Annotated in this window: 1 protein-coding gene, 3 tRNA genes and 1 pseudogene; 4 read left to right on the top strand and 1 reads right to left on the bottom strand. The window is 53.7% G+C overall.

All coding sequences use genetic code 11. From position 1 onward, the window contains the following. The 4 genes from BHE85_RS15785 to BHE85_RS15770 form a co-directional block, all read left to right on the top strand. Nucleotides 1-739: site-specific DNA-methyltransferase (locus BHE85_RS15785; protein WP_087613661.1), on the top strand; the 739-nt coding region annotated here is incomplete at its 5' end. A gap of 40 nt (nucleotides 740-779) precedes the next feature. Then, nucleotides 780-855 (top strand) — tRNA-Ile (locus BHE85_RS15780). A gap of 7 nt (nucleotides 856-862) precedes the next feature. Beyond that, a tRNA-Arg gene (locus tag BHE85_RS15775) sits at nucleotides 863-939 on the top strand. A gap of 13 nt (nucleotides 940-952) precedes the next feature. Continuing rightward, nucleotides 953-1,029: transfer RNA gene (locus BHE85_RS15770), tRNA-Arg, on the top strand. A 95-nt stretch (nucleotides 1,030-1,124) separates the two neighbouring features. Here BHE85_RS15770 and BHE85_RS27580 read toward each other — a convergent pair. Further along, nucleotides 1,125-1,250: pseudogene (locus tag BHE85_RS27580) on the bottom strand (hypothetical protein); the annotation flags it as partial. Nucleotides 1,251-1,262: the final 12 nt, after the last annotated feature.

Raw genomic sequence — 1,262 nt, 5'->3', positions numbered from 1 at the left:
GCCGTCCGGACGCTGGAACGGATGCAACAAGGAAAGCCTGCGGGCGTATTTCCCCGCCACAGAGCGCATTCTGTTCGCGGAACATTATCAGGGGCCGTACCGCCCGAAAGATGATGGCTATGAGGCGAAGGGCAGTGCACTGAAACAGCATGTGATGGCCCCGCTGATTTCTTACTTTCGTGATGCGCGAGCTGCCCTGGGGATAACGGCAAAACAGATTGCAGATGCCACAGGAAAGAAAAACATGGTGTCGCACTGGTTCAGTGCCAGTCAGTGGCAGTTGCCGAATGAAAGCGATTATCTGAAATTACAGGCGCTGTTTGCCCGGGTGGCAGAAGAGAAGCATCGGCGTGGTGAACTGGAAAAGCTCCACCACCAGCTGGTGGATACGTATACCTCACTGAACCGGCAGTATGCGGAGCTGCTGAGTGAATATAAACATCTGCGGCGGTATTTTGGCGTGACGGTGCAGGTGCCGTATACCGATGTGTGGACGCATAAACCGGTGCAGTTCTATCCCGGGAAACATCCGTGCGAAAAACCGGCAGAAATGCTGCAGCAGATAATCAGCGCTAGCAGTCGTCCGGGTGACCTGATTGCAGATTTTTTCATGGGGTCGGGTTCGACAGTGAAAGCGGCACTGGCGCTCGGGCGTCGTGCAATTGGCGTTGAGCTGGAGACTGAACGTTTTGAGCAGACGGTTCGGGAAGTACAGGATTTAGTCAGCCAGAACGGATGATATTGAAGAATTAATTACGCGTCGTTATTATGCGGCTCCCGGCCCTTTAGCTCAGTGGTGAGAGCGAGCGACTCATAATCGCCAGGTCGCTGGTTCAAATCCAGCAAGGGCCACCATCACATACCGCCATTAGCTCATCAGGAAAGAGCGCCAGCCTTCGAAGCTGGCTGCGCGGGGTTCAAGTCCCCGATGGCGGTCCATTATCTGCATCATGCGTTGTTAGCTCAGCCGGACAGAGCAATTGCCTTCTAAGCAATCGGTCACTGGTTCGAATCCAGTACAACGCGCCACACTTATTTTCCCTGGCTCGCTTTTGCGGGCTTTTTTTTTAAATGTCTCACAATTCAGACGGTTGACTGTTGTCTGGTTTGCGGGGAGTTTGTTAAAAGAAACTGGCATGGTGAATCCCCCTGTGCGGAGGGGCAATCAGCGAGTAGGTATATGGGATAATCGCGGATTCAGGTGCTGGTACTGAATTCACCGGGAGGCACCCGGCACCATGCAATGGCACATAGCGCCACTC

Source organism: Shigella sp. FC1567 (assembly GCF_001743015.1).
Lineage (GTDB): Bacteria > Pseudomonadota > Gammaproteobacteria > Enterobacterales > Enterobacteriaceae > Escherichia > Escherichia coli.
Note: the sequence above shows the minus strand (reverse complement) of the source record. Positions and strands in the feature narration are given on the sequence as shown.